At 65.7% G+C, this 16,411-nt stretch carries 16 protein-coding genes and 1 pseudogene; 15 read left to right on the top strand and 2 right to left on the bottom strand.

What is annotated here, in order from left to right; translation table 11 throughout:
- Together AC5P6S_RS19910 and AC5P6S_RS19905 are read left to right on the top strand one after the other, a co-directional pair.
- A pseudogene (locus tag AC5P6S_RS19910) lies at nucleotides 1–260 on the top strand (RHS repeat-associated core domain-containing protein); the annotation flags it as partial.
- Between the two features lie 566 nt (nucleotides 261–826).
- The gene (locus AC5P6S_RS19905) at nucleotides 827–1,111 is read left to right on the top strand and encodes a DUF6984 family protein (protein WP_165711279.1); all 285 of its coding nucleotides are present in this window, start codon (nucleotides 827–829) and stop codon (nucleotides 1,109–1,111) included.
- A 45-nt stretch (nucleotides 1,112–1,156) separates the two neighbouring features.
- Here AC5P6S_RS19905 and AC5P6S_RS19900 read toward each other — a convergent pair whose 3' ends face one another.
- A complete protein-coding gene (locus AC5P6S_RS19900) occupies nucleotides 1,157–1,531 on the bottom strand; it encodes a hypothetical protein (RefSeq protein ID WP_044570359.1) in 375 nt (124 codons plus the stop codon).
- Nucleotides 1,532–2,103: 572 nt separating this feature from the next.
- Between AC5P6S_RS19900 and AC5P6S_RS19895 the strand changes: the two genes are divergently transcribed.
- A complete protein-coding gene (locus tag AC5P6S_RS19895; protein WP_005416862.1) occupies nucleotides 2,104–2,433 on the top strand; it encodes a hypothetical protein in 330 nt (109 codons plus the stop codon).
- Here AC5P6S_RS19895 and AC5P6S_RS19890 read toward each other — a convergent pair.
- Nucleotides 2,427–2,831 carry a hypothetical protein gene (locus AC5P6S_RS19890; RefSeq protein ID WP_012480480.1) on the bottom strand — a complete coding sequence of 135 codons (405 nt, stop codon included), beginning with the start codon at nucleotides 2,829–2,831 and terminating at the stop codon, nucleotides 2,427–2,429. The two genes, AC5P6S_RS19895 and AC5P6S_RS19890, sit on opposite strands and share 7 nt — an antisense overlap.
- A 194-nt stretch (nucleotides 2,832–3,025) precedes the next feature.
- On the opposite strand from AC5P6S_RS19890, the gene moaA reads away from it, so the two are divergent.
- From moaA to narI, 12 genes are all read left to right on the top strand, one after another.
- Entirely contained in the window at nucleotides 3,026–4,006 is a 981-nt protein-coding gene (moaA, locus tag AC5P6S_RS19885; protein WP_099526970.1) for a GTP 3',8-cyclase MoaA, read from the top strand.
- A gap of 8 nt (nucleotides 4,007–4,014) precedes the next feature.
- Entirely contained in the window at nucleotides 4,015–5,010 is a 996-nt protein-coding gene (gene moaCB, locus AC5P6S_RS19880; protein WP_099526971.1) for a bifunctional molybdenum cofactor biosynthesis protein MoaC/MoaB, read from the top strand.
- Nucleotides 5,010–6,263 carry a molybdopterin molybdotransferase MoeA gene (locus tag AC5P6S_RS19875; RefSeq protein ID WP_099526972.1) on the top strand — a complete coding sequence of 418 codons (1,254 nt, stop codon included), beginning with the start codon at nucleotides 5,010–5,012 and terminating at the stop codon, nucleotides 6,261–6,263. Before moaCB ends, AC5P6S_RS19875 begins: the two co-directional genes overlap by 1 nt.
- The gene (locus tag AC5P6S_RS19870; RefSeq protein WP_005413671.1) at nucleotides 6,263–6,523 is read left to right on the top strand and encodes a MoaD/ThiS family protein; all 261 of its coding nucleotides are present in this window, start codon (nucleotides 6,263–6,265) and stop codon (nucleotides 6,521–6,523) included. The genes AC5P6S_RS19875 and AC5P6S_RS19870 overlap by 1 nt, the downstream gene beginning before the upstream one ends.
- Before the next feature lie 3 nt (nucleotides 6,524–6,526).
- Nucleotides 6,527–7,027: a molybdenum cofactor biosynthesis protein MoaE gene (locus AC5P6S_RS19865; RefSeq protein ID WP_495204726.1), complete on the top strand. Its 501-nt coding sequence runs from the start codon at nucleotides 6,527–6,529 to the stop codon at nucleotides 7,025–7,027.
- Nucleotides 7,028–7,135: 108 nt separating this feature from the next.
- Nucleotides 7,136–7,678, top strand: a complete 543-nt coding sequence (mobA, locus tag AC5P6S_RS19860; RefSeq protein WP_099526974.1) for a molybdenum cofactor guanylyltransferase — start codon at nucleotides 7,136–7,138, stop codon at nucleotides 7,676–7,678.
- Nucleotides 7,675–8,040, top strand: coding sequence for a DUF7009 family protein (locus AC5P6S_RS19855; RefSeq protein ID WP_099526975.1), 366 nt, complete (start codon nucleotides 7,675–7,677; stop codon nucleotides 8,038–8,040). The genes mobA and AC5P6S_RS19855 overlap by 4 nt, the downstream gene beginning before the upstream one ends.
- Before the next feature lie 145 nt (nucleotides 8,041–8,185).
- A complete protein-coding gene (locus tag AC5P6S_RS19850) occupies nucleotides 8,186–9,604 on the top strand; it encodes a NarK family nitrate/nitrite MFS transporter (RefSeq protein WP_235643662.1) in 1,419 nt (472 codons plus the stop codon).
- A gap of 72 nt (nucleotides 9,605–9,676) precedes the next feature.
- Nucleotides 9,677–13,483: a nitrate reductase subunit alpha gene (locus AC5P6S_RS19845; RefSeq protein WP_076740093.1), complete on the top strand. Its 3,807-nt coding sequence runs from the start codon at nucleotides 9,677–9,679 to the stop codon at nucleotides 13,481–13,483.
- Nucleotides 13,483–15,027 carry a nitrate reductase subunit beta gene (gene narH, locus AC5P6S_RS19840; protein ID WP_099523724.1) on the top strand — a complete coding sequence of 515 codons (1,545 nt, stop codon included), beginning with the start codon at nucleotides 13,483–13,485 and terminating at the stop codon, nucleotides 15,025–15,027. Before AC5P6S_RS19845 ends, narH begins: the two co-directional genes overlap by 1 nt.
- The gene (narJ, locus tag AC5P6S_RS19835) at nucleotides 15,027–15,707 is read left to right on the top strand and encodes a nitrate reductase molybdenum cofactor assembly chaperone (protein ID WP_043033283.1); all 681 of its coding nucleotides are present in this window, start codon (nucleotides 15,027–15,029) and stop codon (nucleotides 15,705–15,707) included. Before narH ends, narJ begins: the two co-directional genes overlap by 1 nt.
- Nucleotides 15,704–16,411, top strand: a complete 708-nt coding sequence (narI, locus tag AC5P6S_RS19830; RefSeq protein ID WP_235643663.1) for a respiratory nitrate reductase subunit gamma — start codon at nucleotides 15,704–15,706, stop codon at nucleotides 16,409–16,411. The genes narJ and narI overlap by 4 nt, the downstream gene beginning before the upstream one ends.

Here is a 16,411-nt window from a genome sequence, read left to right as displayed (position 1 = left end):
TGGAGCAACAAGAGCGAAGTGTTCGGCAACCAGATTCCGAGTGCCGATCCTGATGGGGATGGTGTGGCGTTCGAGCTTGCGTTGCGCTTCCCGGGCCAGCAGGCGACGGATGCGAGTGGGTTGTTCTACAACTATCAGCGGAATACGTCTCTGCAGTGGGGCGGTATTCGCAGAGTGATCGCATTGGACTACTTTGGGGGATTGCAAGCTTTGCGTATGTTGGTGGGAATCCTATTTCACAGTCCGATTCTCTGGGATTGTGCGAAGACGATAATGGTTCTGATGCGTCCATTCATCAAAAGACATATGGCAAGTACTTCAAGTCATGCATGTCTTACGTTCAGCCTCCGACATGGTTGACTTTGCCGGTGTCTAGTGCATCCGTTCTGATATTGTTTGTTGAAGTGCCCTTTGTTGCCGGTGTTGCAACAGTGGGAGGAGGAGCGCTGGCGAGCTATGAGGTTGGAGCAGCTATAGTCTGCGCTATGGCTGGAATTCAAACTCTGCAGTGAGCCCTATGAAACTGACACGCGGGTGGCTTCTTACATTTTCTGGGATTTGGCTAGCACTTTCGGCCTTGATGCTGTGGCTTGACCGAGTCTGGGAAGCGTGTGGCGCGTTCCTGGCTGCGGCAGCCTTCTTTCTGGTTGCCTTGAGGAGAAAGCAGCATTTGGCTGGTAGATCACAAGAGTAGCGCGCCTTCTCGGCCCTCTCTTCGAGGAGGGGGCTTGAGAATTGTGACTCCACCGGTAATCGCACCCCGCTGACCACTTCGGCAGGCACCGCCAGCTACACCTTTCCCCCAACCAGCCATCGCTTGGCTGCGGTGGATGGCGAGGTACGCAGCCATGACGCAGCGGGCAACACCACCAGCGTCCAGGTGGAGAACGTGGAGGTCGTCGGATTCGGGGGCGTGGTGTTCCTGTCCAGCACGACCCAGGTCTTCGGAAGTGACATTGCCACGGCCATGCTTGCCGATGCCGACGGCGTGCCGGTGAGGGTCACCTTGTGCCTTGACAATCAGGATCAGCTCTTCGAGCTGGAGCTGTGGAAGGTGGACTTCTCGCCGATCATCGGCGTCGATCTGAGGAGCGCTTTCAGCGAGCACTGACGCCTGCTGAAAGCGATCCAAGCTGAAGGGCATTGCGCATCGCCTTCACCCTTCGGGCTGCAACCGCCCCACCGCCTGCGCGCACAACGACTGGCAGGCCATGACCAACCCCTCCATCACCCGATCGCCCACGTACTCTTCCGGTTCGCCATTCTGCCGGGTGCGCTCCGCCGCCAGCAGCATCTCCAGCACCACCCGCAATCCGCTCAACGCGCAATCGGCATCTGCCAGGGCCAGGCAGCGGCCGGGCAGCTGATGCCGCTCCGGCCACGGCTGCCCATCAGCCGCCGCACCGGAGCCGATGCGGTGGAGATTGGCAATGAAGGTGTTCCTGTCCACTGTTGGCGCAGCCTGTGGCGAGCCGTCGTCGCCGGCGGTGCTGCGGTAGGCGTGCAGATGCGGGAAGTCCGATTCGTTCATGGCAAGGCTCCGTGCAGGGCAATCGGTAGCCGCCACCCATAAAAGTGGCGGGCGGTACGTGGTTCGAATCCGGGTTGGTCCCAAGCCGGTGGGCGCGAACGCCCCCACGCACCGCCCGCCATAGCCGGCAGACGGATTGCCAGCCGGCGCCACGGAATGTGGACGCCGACTGGCAAGCGCAATCACTCAGGACCAACTCGGGATTCGAAACCCGGCCACCCTTTTCCGGTGGCACGCCATCTGAGCCCCTGGCGCTGTGCAATGCCAATCAGAACAGTTGCAAACATCACTCGATTGGAGACGCTTTCGGCATTCTCCCACGCTGTTAAGCACCGCCAGCGCTAGCTGGCGCGGCGGTCCGCCCGCACCGTGCAATCTGCGACAGGTGTCGAGGTTGGGGGGCGTTAGGGAACAAGGGGGGAGGGGCGATGACGACAGGCTCTGAAGGGAAGGGCCTGAGTCGAGCATGGCCCGCCTCTACAAGCGTCAAAGCGTGACGTGCGACTCGGGTTGACGTTCCCAGCCACCAAGCGCAGGCTTGTTCAGCACGTTTCCTAAACAGAAGGAGACTTATGACCGCGACCGCTTCGCTGCACCCCACCCCCGACACCCAGGGCCGTTCCCGCCTGTGGAGTGTGTTCTGGCTGCAGGGCGTCATTCCCAGCAACATTCTGTGGGCGGTAGCCCTGTGGGCGCTGGCCAACCAGCGCACCACGCTGCTGTTGGGGGTATTTGCCGTGCTGCTGCTCTATACCGGTTGGATCATCCCGGCGGTCTGGCGGGCGGCGCCCACCGCGCACAACCCCAACCTGGGCGTGGCCGCGCGCGGGTTGACCGTGGCCTGGGGGCTGAACACCGTGCTGGTGATCTTCTTCCTGACCCTGCAGCTGGTGGCTCAATAGAACTGAACGGGCTCGCCGCCACGGTCGAAGGCGGCGAAGCGGCCGATCTGACCGTCATGGATGGCGTTGACCATCAGCTTCAGCGGGCGCGCGGCTTCGTCGCTGTTGGGTGCGAAACCGCCTCTGCCATCCAGCGCCGCCACGAACACCAGGTCCCAGTCGATGCCGGTGGTGGTCGATTCGGTCGCCAGCGCCTGGAAGCTGGGCACCTCGGCTGGCAGCTTGTCCACGCACAGCACCGGCGACAGGGTGCCGCCCTCGCGGCGGTCATGCCGGTCGCGCTGGTCACCGGTGGGCGATTCGGGCAGCTCGGCGCGCACGAATACGAACAGCAGGCGTTGCGGTTCAGCCTGCTCGCCGGCGGCATGCAGCAGTTGCTGGAAATCGTTCATCATCATGAGGGTTGTCACACGCCCGCTGCACGGAAAGCCGCATGCTGCCACAACGCCTGCCGCGCGGGGCCGAACGCGATTGATTTAAGTCATGCCCATGGAACTGAAGGCCGCGTACTCTGGCAATCGTTCCAGCAGGCGAGGGTATCCGGGCCGTTCCGGGCACAGGCAAGACGGTGGAGCAACAAGGTGGACCAGCCATGAGCCAACTCACCGACGGTTTCGGACGCAGCTTTCCGTACCTGCGCCTGTCGTTGACCGAAGCCTGCAACTTCCGGTGCAGCTACTGCCTGCCCGACGGGTACCAGGCCGACGGCCGCCCGCGTTTCCTGCAGGTGGATGAGATCGGCCGCCTGGTGCGGGCCTTCGCGGCGCTGGGCATGAGCAAGATCCGCCTGACCGGCGGTGAGCCCAGCCTGCGCAAGGACCTGGACGAGATCATCGCCACGGTTGCGGCGGTGCCGGGCATCCGCAAGGTGGCCATCACCACCAACGGCACGTTGCTGCCGCGGCGCCTGCCGGGGTGGCACCGGGCCGGCCTGACTGCGCTGAACGTGAGCATGGACAGCCTGCAGCGCGAACGCTTCAAGACCATCACCGGGCACGACCGCCTGCCGGAGATCGAACAGGGCCTGGCCCTGGCGCAGGCGTTGGGCCTGCCGGCGATCAAGCTCAACGCGGTGCTGCTGCGTGGCCTGAACGACGACGAGCTGCCGCAGTGGATGGACTACCTGCGTGACCGCCCCTTCAGCGTGCGCTTCATCGAACTGATGCGCACCGGCGACAACGAAGCCTATTTCCAGCGCCACCACCTGCGTGCCGACGTGGTGATCGAGCAGCTGCTGGCCGCTGGCTGGCACGAGCGGCCGCGCGCGGCCGACGCCGGCCCGGCGCGCGAGTTCGGCCACCCCGACCATCGCGGCAGCATCGGCATCATCGCCCCGTATTCGCGCGACTTCTGCAAGGGCTGCAACCGCCTGCGGGTGACCGCCAAGGGCGACCTGCGGCTGTGCCTGTTCGGCGAGTTCGGCGTGCCGCTGCGCCCGCTGCTGCAGAGCGACGATGACCACGACGCGCTGCTGGCACGCATCACCACACAGCTTGGCCTGAAAGCGGCCGGGCATGGACTGCACCAGGGCCAGACCGGGCTGACCCCGCACCTGGCCTCCATCGGAGGATGAGCAACACGATGAGTGGGGAATTGAATGCGGCCTTCCATATGGCCGATGTCCGAGACAAGCGCATCACCCGCCGCCGTGCGGTTGCGGTGGGCGAGCTGCATGCCGGTCCAGTGGCCTATCCGCTGATCGTCGAGCGCCGCCTGCCCAAGGGCGATGCGCTGGTGATGGCCGAGATTGCCGGCCTGCAGGGCGCCAAGATGGCCTCGATGCTGATGCCGCTGTGCCACCCGCTGCCGCTGGAACTGGTGCAGGTGTTCTGCGCGCCGGTGCCGGAACGGCAGGCGATCCGCGTGTGGTGCGAGTGCGCCAGCGAGGCACGCACCGGCGTGGAGATGGAGGCGCTGGCTGGTGTCAACGCGGCGTTGCTGACCCTGTACGACCTGAGCAAGCCAGTGGAACCGGCACTGCGCATCGAAGGCATCCGCCTGCTGTTCAAGGAAGGCGGCAAGCGCGGGGTTTGGCTGCACCCGGATGGCATGGACGAGGCCGAGCGCGTGCGTTTCAACCCACGTGCACCTAAGGGGTTGGAGAGTGCGGCCTGCGCGGTGATTACGCTGAGCGATCGCGCCAGCGAAGGCACTTATGAGGATGTGTCCGGCCCGACCCTGGTGACCGGCCTGAGAAAGCTGGGTGGCGACGTAGTGGCCGCCGAAGTGCTGCCCGATGGCATCGAGCCGTTGGCGGGCCGCCTGCAGGCCTTGGCTGCCGAGGGCGTGCGCCTGTGCCTGTGTACCGGTGGTACCGGGCTGGGCCCGCGTGACCTGACCCCGGAGGCGCTGCGTTCCTTGAACGCGCGGCCCGTGCATGGCCTGGCGCAGATGGTGCGGGCCCTGAGTGCGCAGCACACGCCGATGGCCTGGCTGAGCCGCGCCGAGGTGGTACAGCTGGGCAACATGCTGGTGTTCGCATTGCCCGGCAGCCCGAAGGCGGCGGCGCAGTGCCTGGATATCCTGGCGCCGGTACTGGGCCATGCCCTGGCGATGGTCGAGGGGGATGGCCACTGATGATTGCCTACAGCGATGCCTTGCAGCACCTGCTGGACGCGGCCAAGCCGCTGCCGGCCGAGCATCTGCCGCTGCATGAGGCCGCGGGCCGCACGCTGGCCCGTGACATCCACAGCGCGCAGTCGCTGCCGCCGTTCGACAATTCGGCGATGGACGGCTTCGCGCTGCGCGCCAACGGCACGGCGTTCGAGGCCGGTACCGAATTTGCCGTGCAGGGTTGGCAGGCAGCCGGTGATGCAGGTGCCGAAGGTGGCGAGGGTGCCTGGGAAATCATGACCGGTGCGCGCATGCCGTCCGGGCTGGATACGGTGGTGCCGGTCGAGAACGTGGACATCCTCGCCAGCGAGGAGGGACGCCCGACCCGCATCGCCCTGAAGGCATCGGTGAAGCCGGGCCAGAACGTGCGCCTGCGCGGAGAAGATGTAAGCGACGGTGAGCGCGTGCTGCAGGCCGGCCAGGTGCTTGATATCAATGCGCGCACCCTGCTGCATGCCATCGGCGTGGGCCAGGTGGCAGTGGTGGCACGGCCGAGGGCTGCGGTGATCGCCACCGGCAAGGAACTGGTGACCGAGGCGGCGCAGACGCTGCAATCCGGGCAGATCCGTGACAGCAACCGGCCGTACCTGGTCGGTCGCCTGCAGGCCGCCGGTGCCGAGGTGGTCTGGCAGGGCTCGGTAGGCGATGAGGTGGCCGCGTTCAACGCGGTACTGGATGCAGCGCTGGACGCGGGTGCGCAGATGTTGATCAGCACCGGCGCGGTGTCGGCCGGCCGCTACGATTTCATTCCCGACGCGCTGCGCGGCCGGGGTGCGCGCATCGTGTTCCACAAGGTGGCGATCCGCCCCGGCAAGCCGCTGCTGTTTGCGGTGCTGCCCAATGGCGCGCTGTATTTCGGCCTGCCCGGCAACCCGGTGTCGGCTGCGGTGGGCCAGCGCTTCTTCGTTGAGCCGGTACTGCGCCGCCTGCTGGGGCTGGCACCGGAGCCGGTGTTGACATTGCCCCTGCAGGCCGACGTGCGCACGCCGCCCGGCCTGCGCTTCCACGCGCGGGCGCGGGTGGAGGTGGACGCACAGGGGCGCCTGAGTGCGCGCGTGCTGGCCGGGCAGGAGTCGTTCCGTTTGATGTCCATGCTGCAGGCCAACGCCTGGGTGGTGCTGGAAGGCGAGGGAGGTCTGGCCAGTGCTGGCACCTACGTGCGCGTGCAGGGCTGGGGTCATCAGGACCCGGTGCAGCTGGCGAGCCAGGAGTCATGATGAGACAGGTAAATCTGCAGTTGTTCGGTGCGTTCTCCGATCTGGATGCCAGCCGCGAGATTGCCGTGGAGGTGGCCGGTGGCACCGTGGCCGACCTGCGCCAGGCGTTGCGCGAGCTGCTGCCGCTGCGTTGGCCCGGTTTCCGCGCGGGCCTGCTGGACTATTCGGCGTTCGCCGACCAGCAACGCGTGCTGCGCGACCACGAGGCGCTGCCCGACGATGGCCGTGTGGCGATCCTGCCGCCGGTGAGCGGGGGCTGAGCGATGAGCGAGATGATCATCGCCAAGGTGGTGGACCGCGCGCAGGCGGCGATCGATCCAGCCGAGGGCATTGCTGCGGTCTCTGATCCGGGCTTCGGCGGCATCGACGTGTTCATCGGCAAGGTGCGCGACGTCAACATCGGCCGGCTGGTGACCGGGATCACCTACGACCTGTTCGAGCCGCTGGTGCTGAACGAGTTCAAGCGCCTGGCCGCCGAGGTCGAGGCGGCGTTCGGTCCGAAGCTGAAGCTGTATGTGGCCCACGCCAAGGGCCGGTTGGGCATTGGTGATGTGGCGGTGGTGGTGGCGGCGGGCAGCCCGCATCGAGACGAGGCGTTCCGCGCCTGCCGGCAGTTGATCGAGGTGGTGAAACACCAGTGCCCGATCTGGAAGCAGGAACATTACGAGGACGGCGACAGCGAGTGGAGCGAGGGGTGCAGCCTGTGCCATGCGGACACCGAAGCTTCGCACTCCCATGACCATACGCATGACCACGGGCATTGACCGCGCCCTTCAGGGCGGCGCGGGATTCAGTAGGTCCACGCCATGCGTGGATGAGGCCTTTCCCGTGCATCCGGCCGGCGCAGCCACGCATGGCGTGGCTCTACTGCGATGAGCATCAACGGCATCGTGCTGGCCGGTGGCCTGTCCACCCGGATGGACCGCGACAAGGCGCTGCTGCCGTGGCAGGGCCGCACGCTGCTGGAACACATGCGGGGCCTGTTGATGCAGGCCGGCGCAGGCGAGGTCTGGGTCAGCGGAAATTACCCGGCGTTCGGCGGCGTACCGGACTGCGTGGCACGTTGCGGGCCGCTGGGCGGGCTCTACAGCGTGGCGATGCGCATGCCCGATGGCCCGGCCTGGGTGGTGCCGGTGGATACGCCGCTGCTGCCGCCGCGATTGCTGCAGCAATTGCGTGACGGCCATCGCGGTCCATGCACGATCTTTGCCGGCCACCCCCTGCCCATGCTGGTGGATATAGACGATGCTTGTCGCAACGTACTTGAATCGACGCTGGATGACCCGGACGGTCCGCGCTCGCTGCAGGCCCTGCAGCGTCGTCTTGGCGTGAACACCGTGGCGCTGGCGCCGGTTGACGAGGCCGGGCTGGTCAACTGCAATACCCCCGAACAATGGGAGGATGTTGCGTCATGAAAGTGCAGTTGCAGGACCAATCGGTACGGCTTCGCCTGGACGAGGCCGAGCTGGCGCGCCTGCTGGCCGGTGAAACGGTCGAGAACATGACCCGCTTCGGTGGTATCGAAGGCTGGGGCATGGCGGTATCGCTGCATGCCGGTGAACAGCCCGTGCTGCTGGACGGCGGCACCTTCTGCCGCCTGGTACTGCCGCGCCCGGCAGTCGAGGCATTGGCGGCGCGGCTGCCGTGCCGGGATGGCCTGCCATTCGACATTGCCCTGGAAGATGGCAGCCAGCTTCAGCTGCAGTTCGATGTGGACGTGCGCGACAGCGTGCGCCAGCGCGGGGTGACCCGCCGCAGCACCGCTTCATCGGTTTGACATTTGTCAGGGGCAGGGTGGAAACCGGCCCTTGATTGATCCAGATCAACCCCGTCGTCCGTGCTGCACGGCCTAATGGCTGCATGACGACGGGTTACAACTTGAAACGCAGTACCCACGTCATTCCACAGCCTTGGAGCCATGTATGACCGTCGGTAGCGATCCTGTTGTCCGCAGCACTGCCAGTCCCGGTCGCGTCATCAGCGACTGGACGCCGGAGGATCCCGGCTATTGGGAGCGCACCGGCAAGCGGGTCGCCACCCGCAACCTGGTCATCTCGATCCCTTCGCTGCTGCTGGCCTTCTCGGTCTGGGTGCTGTTCTCGGCGGTGTCGATCAGCCTGCCGAAGATCGGCTTCAACTTCAGCACCGACCAGCTGTTCTGGCTGGTGGCACTGCCCAGCCTGTCCGGCGCGACCCTGCGCATCTTCTATTCGTTCGTGATCCCGATCTTCGGCGGCCGCCGCTGGACCGCGCTGTCCACCGCGTCGCTGCTGGCGCCGACGCTCTGGCTCGGCTTTGCGGTGCAGAACCCGGCCACGCCGTACTGGGTGTTCGTGGCCATCGCGATCCTGTGTGGTTTCGGCGGCGCGAACTTCTCGTCGTCGATGTCCAACATCTCCTTCTTCTACCCCAAGCAGAAGCAGGGCCTGGCGCTGGGCCTGAACGCCGGCCTGGGCAATGTGGGCGTGTCGGTGGCGCAGGCGGTGATTCCGCTGGTCATCACCGTGGGCGTATTCGGTGCGCTGGGTGGTGCACCGCAGCCCGCGGTGGAGGGTGGGGCACCGCTGTTCCTGCAGAACGCCGGTTTCATCTGGGTGCCGGCCATCGCGCTGTGCGCCATCGCGGCCTGGTTCGGCATGAACGACCTGACCAGCGCCCGCTCGTCGTTCTCCGAGCAGGCGGTGATCTTCCGCCGCAAGCACAACTGGCTGATGTGCTGGCTGTACATCGGCACCTTCGGTTCCTACATCGGTTTCTCGGCCGGCTTCCCGATGCTGGTGAAGAGCCAGTTCCCGGACGTGAACCCGCTGGCCTACGCCTTCATCGGCCCGCTGCTGGGCGCGCTGATGCGCTCGGTGGGTGGCAGCATGGCCGACCGCTGGGGTGGTGCACGCCTGACCTTCTGGGTGTTCGCGCTGATGATCGCGGCAGTGTTCGGCGTGCTGCACTTCCTGCCCAGCGATGGCCAGGCCGGCAACTTCTACGGCTTCCTGCTCAGCTTCATGGCGCTGTTCGTGCTCAGTGGCATCGGCAACGGCACCACCTTCCGCATGATCCCGGTGATTTTCCGCACCCTGCATGAGCGCTGGTCGGCCAACGACAACGCCGAGGGCAAGGCCACGGCCGCACACCAGGCCAGCATCGAATCGGCCGCGGTGGTCGGTTTCTCCGGTGCGATCGGTGCGTACGGCGGTTTCTTCATTCCCAAGAGCTACGGCTCGTCCATTACGTTGACCGGCAGCCCCGACATGGCGCTGTACGGGTTCGTTGTTTTCTATGTCACCTGCCTGGCCGTGACCTGGTGGTGGTACTACCGGCGCGGTGCCGAGACACCCTGCTGACGACATGAAAACGCACCGCAGCCAGATGACACACACAGCCACGATGCCGATGTCCGCAAAGGGAGATTCCCGATGAGTTATTTCCTCGATCGCTTGCAGTTCTTCAAGCGTGACCCTCAGACCTTTGCCGATGGCCATGGATTTGCCAAGAGCGAGGGCCGCGACTGGGAAAACAGCTACCGCGCCCGCTGGCAGTACGACAAGATCGTGCGGTCCACCCATGGCGTGAACTGCACCGGCTCCTGCAGCTGGAAGATCTACGTCAAGAACGGCTTGGTCACCTGGGAAACCCAGCAGACCGACTACCCGCGCACGCGCCCGGACCTGCCCAACCATGAACCGCGTGGCTGCCCGCGTGGCGCCAGCTATTCCTGGTACCTGTACAGCGCCAACCGGCTGAAGTACCCGCTGATCCGCGGCACGCTGCTGCGCCTGTGGCGCGAAGCACGCAAGAGCAAGGCCCCGGTCGATGCCTGGGCCAGCATCGTGGAGGACAAGGAGAAGGCGCGTTCGTACAAGACCCGCCGCGGCATGGGTGGCTTCGTGCGCCTGCAGTGGGAAGAGGCCAACGAGATCATCGCCGCCTCCAACCTGTATACGGTGAAGCAGTACGGCCCGGACCGCGTGGTCGGGTTCTCGCCGATTCCGGCGATGTCGATGGTGTCCTACGCCGCCGGTGCGCGATATTTGTCGCTGCTGGGTGGCGCCTGCCTGTCCTTCTACGACTGGTACTGCGACCTGCCGCCGGCCTCGCCGCAGATCTGGGGCGAGCAGACCGACGTGCCCGAATCGGCCGACTGGTACAACAGTCGCTACATCATCGCCTGGGGCTCGAACGTGCCGCAGACGCGTACGCCCGATGCACATTTCTTCACCGAGGCGCGCTACAACGGCACCAAGACGGTGGCGATCTGCCCGGACTATTCCGAGCTGGCCAAGCTGACCGATCATTGGCTGCACCCCAAGCAGGGCACCGACGCGGCGCTGGCCTTTGCGTTCGGCCATGTGATCCTGCGCGAGTTCCATGTCGATTCGCCCTCGCAGTATTTCCAGGACTACTGCCGCCAATACTCGGACATGCCGATGCTGGTGCGCCTGGAACGTCGCGACGATGGCCGCCTGGTGGCGGGCCGCTTCCTGCGTGCCAGTGAGCTGGGCGGGCTGGGTGAAGCCAACAACCCGGATTGGAAAACCCTGGCCTACGACGAGAACAGCGGCCAGATCGTGGTGCCCAATGGCTCGATCGGTTTCCGCTGGGGTGAGAAGGGCCGCTGGAACATCGAAGAGAAGGCAAGCAATGGCGCCGACACACGCCTGCGCCTGAGCTTGTCCGAGGCCAACGACGGCATCGAGGCAGTGAGCTTCCCGTACTTCGGTGGCATTGAAAGCGATGGCTGGACCGCTGCACCGGCCGAAGAAGTACTGGACCGCAACATTCCGGTGCGCCGGCTGGCCACGGCCGATGGCGGCGAGACGCTGGTGGCCACGGTCTACGACCTGCTGCTGGCCCAGTATGGCGTTGACCGTGGCTTTGGCGGCGGCAACGTGGCATCGAGCTTCGATGACATGGTGCCGGGCACGCCGGCGTGGCAGGAGCGCATCACCGGCGTGTCGCGCGCCGAGGTGATCGAGATCGCCCGCGAGTTCGCGCGTACCGCCGACAAGACCCACGGCCGATCGATGATCATCGTTGGCGCGGGCATGAACCACTGGTTCCACAACGACATGAACTACCGCGGCCTGATCAACATGCTGATCATGTGCGGTTGCGTGGGCCAGACCGGTGGCGGCTGGGCGCATTACGTGGGCCAGGAAAAGCTGCGCCCGCAGACCGGCTGGCAGCCGCTCGCGTTCGGGCTGGACTGGAGCAAGCCGCCGCGCCACATGAACGGCACTTCGTTCTTCTACTTCAACACCGGGCAGTGGCGCTACGAGAAGCTGCAGGTGGACGAGCTGCTGTCGCCGCTGGCCGATGCGAGCAAGTACGGCGGCAGCCTGGCCGACCTGAACCTGCGCGCGGTGCGCATGGGCTGGCTGCCGAGCACCCCGCAGCTGGACCGCAACCCGCTGCAGCTGGTACGCGAGGCCGAAGCGGCCGGCGTGGCCCCGGCGGACTATGCGCTGGGCAAGTTCAAGGACGGCTCGCTGGACTTCGCCTTCGCCGACCCGGACGCCAGCCAGAACCACCCGCGCATGATGTTCATCTGGCGCTCGAACCTGCTGGGTTCCTCGGGCAAGGGCCACGAGTACATGCTGCGGCACCTGCTGGGTACGCGCCACGGGCTGCAGGGCAAGGACCTGGGCGAAATGGGCGCAGTGAAGCCGCAGGAGGTGAAGTGGCGCGACGAGGCGCCGGAAGGCAAGCTGGACCTGCTGGTCACGCTCGACTTCCGCATGTGCACCACCGCGCTGTACTCGGACATCGTGCTGCCGACGGCAACCTGGTACGAGAAGGACGACCTCAACACCTCGGACATGCACCCGTTCATCCACCCGCTGTCGAAGGCGGTGGACCCGGCCTGGGAATCGCGCAGTGACTGGGACATCTTCAAGGAGGTGGCCCGCACCGTGAGCGAGATGGCGCCGGGCGTGCTGGGTGTGGAGAAGGACCTGGTGCTGGTGCCGACCCTGCACGACACCCCCAACGAGCTGGGCATGCCGTTCGGCGTAGCCGACTGGAAGAAGGGCGAGTGCGAGGCCATTCCGGGCCAGACCATGCCGTCGATGACGGTGGTGGAGCGTGACTACCCGAACCTGTACCGCAAGTTCACCTCGCTCGGCCCGCTGCTGGACAAGCAGGGCAACGGCGGCAAGGGAATGAGCTGGGACACCAAGCACGAGGTGGAGTTCCTCGGCAAGTTGAACCACACCGTGCACGAAGAGGGTGTAAGCCAGGGCCGTCCGGCCATCTCGACCGCAATCGACGCGGCCGAAGTGATCCTGCACCTGGCGCCGGAAACCAACGGCCACGTGGCAGTGAAGGCGTGGGAATCGCTGGGCACCTTCACCGGTCGCGAGCATACGCATCTGGCGGTGGGCAAGGAACACGAGGCGATCCGCTTCCGTGACATCCAGGCGCAGCCGCGCAAGATCATCTCTTCGCCTATCTGGTCGGGCCTGGAAGACGACAACGTCAGCTACAACGCCGGCTATACCAACGTGCATGAGCTGATTCCGTGGCGCACGGTGACCGGTCGCCAGCAGTTCTACCAGGACCATGAGTGGATGATCGACTTCGGCGAGGCCTTCATGAGCTACCGGCCGCCGGTCAACACGCGCACGGTGGAGCCGCTGCTGAACCAGCGCCCGAACGGCAACAAGGAGATCGTGCTGAACTGGATCACCCCGCACCAGAAGTGGGGCATCCACAGCACCTACAGCGACAACCTGATCATGCAGACACTGTCGCGCGGTGGCCCGATCGTGTGGATCAGCGAGGACGACGCGCGCAGCGCCGGCATCGTCGACAACGACTGGATCGAGCTGTTCAACGTCAACGGTGCGATCGCCGCGCGTGCGGTGGTCAGCCAGCGCGTGATGCCGGGCATGGCGATGATGTACCACGCCCAGGAACGCATCATCAACGTGCCGGGCTCGGAGATTTCCGGCACCCGCGGCGGCATCCACAACTCGGTGACCCGCATCGTGCTCAAGCCGACCCACATGATCGGCGGCTACGCGCAGCTGGCCTATGGCTTCAACTACTACGGCACCTGCGGTACCAACCGCGACGAGTTCGTGATCGTACGCAAGATGGACAAGATCGATTGGTTGGACGATGAACAAGGAAGTTCGAGTGTCGCGGGCGCAGGACGCGCAGGAGCGACCGATGAGCAGCCCGCTGGTGCTTCGGCATCGGCCAGCAAGGAGGTGGTGTGATGAAGGTCCGTGCACAGATCGCGATGGTGCTGAACCTGGACAAGTGCATCGGCTGCCATACCTGCTCGATCACCTGCAAGAACGTCTGGACTTCGCGCGAGGGCGTCGAGTACGCCTGGTTCAACAACGTGGAAACCAAGCCGGGCATCGGCTACCCGAAGGAATGGGAAAACCAGGAGAAGTGGAACGGTGGCTGGGTGCGCACCGGCAGCGGCAAGCTGGTGCCACGCGCGGGTGGCCGCTGGCGCATGCTGGCCAAGATCTTCGCCAACCCGGACCTGCCGCAGATCGACGACTACTACGAGCCGTTCGATTTCGACTACCAGAACCTGCACACCGCCAAGGACAGCCAGCACCAGCCCACCGCGCGGCCGCGTTCGCTGATCAGTGGCGAGCGCATGCAGAAGATCGAGTGGGGCCCGAACTGGGAGGAGATCCTCGGTTCGGAGTTCAGCAAGCGATCGCGCGACTACAACTTCGACCAGGTGCAGAAGGAGATCTACGGCGCCTTCGAGAAGACCTTCATGATGTACCTGCCGCGCCTGTGCGAGCATTGCCTGAACCCGGCGTGCGTGTCGGCGTGCCCCTCGGGCGCGATCTACAAGCGCGAGGAAGACGGCATCGTGCTGATCGACCAGGACAAGTGCCGCGGCTGGCGCATGTGCGTGTCGGCCTGCCCGTACAAGAAGATCTATTACAACTGGAAGAGCGGCAAGTCGGAGAAGTGCATCTTCTGCTACCCGCGCATCGAGATGGGTGAGCCGACCGTGTGCTCGGAAACCTGCGTGGGCCGCATCCGCTACCTGGGCGTGATGCTGTACGACGCCGACCGCATCGCCGAGGCCGCTTCGGTGGCCGCCGAGAAGGACCTGTACCAGGCCCACCTGAACATCTTCCTGGACCCGAACGATCCGGCGGTGATCGCCGCCGCGCGCAAGGAGGGCATTCCGGACAGCTGGTTGGATGCGGCCAAGCAGTCGCCGGTGTACAAGCTGGCGATCGACTGGAAGCTGGCGCTGCCGCTGCACCCGGAATACCGCACGCTGCCGATGGTCTGGTACGTACCGCCGCTGTCGCCGATCCAGTCCGCCGCCGAACGTGGCCGCGTGGGCATGAGCGGCGAGCTGCCGGACGTGGCGTCGCTGCGCATTCCGATGCGCTACCTGGCCAACCTGCTGACGGCCGGTGACGAGGCGCCGGTGGTACGCGCGCTGGAGCGGCTGATGGCCATGCGTGCCTGGCGCCGGGCCAGGAACGTGGACGGCGTGGAAGACACTGCGGTGCTGGAACAGACCGGGCTGAGCATCGCCCAGGTGGAAGAGATGTACCGCTACCTGGCCATCGCCAACTACGAGGACCGTTTCGTGATTCCGACCGGCCACCGCGAGTACGCCAACGACGCCTTCGGCGAGCGCGGCGGCTGCGGCTTCACCTTCGGCAACGGCTGCAATGGTGACAGCCCGGCCGACCTGTTCGGCCAGCGCAAGACCACCACCTTCGTGGTGGACAAGGGCCCGAACCACCGCCGCAAGGAGGTGGTGTGATGAGCGTGCTCAAGCTGGTCGGGGTATTGCTGGACTACCCCCGCGAAGAACTGTGGGAGCACGGCGAGGAACTGCTCGCCGCCTGTGACGACCCGGCGCTGAACGCCGCCCGCCGCCAGCAGCTGCGCAGCTTCGTGCAGCAGCTGCTGGCCACCGATGCGCTGGATGCGCAGGCGGCGTGGCTGGCCAGTTTCGACCGCGGCCGTTCGATGAGCCTGCTGCTGTTCGAACACATCCATGGCGAGTCGCGGGACCGTGGCCAGGCCATGGTCGATCTGGTCGAAACCTACCGCCGCAACGGCTTTGAACTGGATGCCCGCGAGCTGCCGGATTACCTGCCGCTGCTGCTGGAGTTCCTGGCCCATCGCCCCGGCAGCGAGGCCCGCGAGTGGCTGCACCACATCGGCCATATCGCCGGGATGCTGGCGGCGCGTGCCGCCGAGCGCGAGCTGCCGCACGGGGTGCTGTTCGAGATCCTGGTCGAAGCCGGTGACGGCAAGGCCGATCTGCAGGCGCTGCGCCAGCGTGCCAGCGAAGAAGTCCGCGACGATACCGCCGAGGCCATGGACCGCTTGTGGGAGGAGGAGGCGGTGCGCTTCGGTGCCGAAGCCCCCGCCGAAGACTGCAAGCCGCCCGTGCGTTCGCCGGCCCGTCCTTCGCATCGAGAGGTCCAGCCATGAGTTACTCCCTGCATCAATTCGCCTTCCAGTACTACCCGTACATCGCCGTGGCCGTGCTGCTGATCGGCAGCTGGGCCCGCTATGACAAGGCCATGTACACCTGGCGCACCGGCTCCAGCCAGATGCTGTCGGACAAGGGCATGCGGATCGGCAGCAACTGCTTCCACATCGGCATCCTGGCCATCCTCGGTGGCCACCTGGTCGGCCTGCTGACCCCGCACGCAGTGTACGAGCACTTCATCACCTCCTCGCAGAAGCAGATGCTGGCGATGGTGGTCGGTGGTGTGTTCGGCGCACTGTGCTTCATCGGCATCAGCATCCTGCTGGTACGCCGCCTGTTCAACGCGCGCGTGCGGGCCACCGGCAGCTTCGGTGACACCCTGGTGCTGGTGTTGCTGTTCGCCCAGCTGTGCCTGGGCCTGTACAGCATCCGCATCTCGTCCGGCCACCTGGACGGCGGGGTGATGGTGCAGCTGGCCGAGTGGGCGCAGCACATCGTGACCTTCCGTGCCGGTGGCGCCGACTACATCGAGGGCGTCAGCTGGGTCTACAAGATGCATATCTTCCTGGGCCTGACCCTGTTCCTGATCGCGCCGTTCACCCGCCTGGTGCACGTGTGGAGCATTCCGATCAGCTACCTGTGGAGGCCGTACCAGGTGGTGCGCCGCCGCCAGGCCACGCTGCGCTACGGGCCGCGGGAGTAA

This window comes from Stenotrophomonas sp. YJH_SMC_119 (assembly GCF_059368315.1).
This window is presented reverse-complemented; position numbering and strand designations above follow the sequence as displayed.